A 223-nucleotide genomic window follows, 5' to 3' on the forward strand; every position below is an offset into this window, starting at 1 on the left:
TGCGCTTCAAGCTCACCATGCTCCTTTTCTCCATGCTGTGCAATATCCTGTGTTTCAGGGAATTTTTCGAGCGTCTTATAAAAAATTTCTTGCTCCGCATGAGCATGAACTCGTAACTCCTTATTAATCAAAGCAACAATCTCTCGCTTTCGCGACTCCAAAGTTGATTGCTCAAATAACTTAAATAAATGTGCAACTTTGTCATGATCCATTTTTAAATAAT

1 protein-coding gene is annotated in these 223 nt (G+C 37.7%); it reads right to left on the minus strand.

All coding sequences use genetic code 11. The annotated features are described in order from the left end of the window. The coding region (locus ACD661_RS17000) for a hypothetical protein (protein WP_400189020.1) at positions 1-223 on the minus strand (223 nt) is incomplete at both ends.

This window comes from Legionella lytica, assembly GCF_044626755.1.
GTDB classification, from domain to species: Bacteria; Pseudomonadota; Gammaproteobacteria; order Legionellales; family Legionellaceae; genus Legionella; species Legionella lytica_A.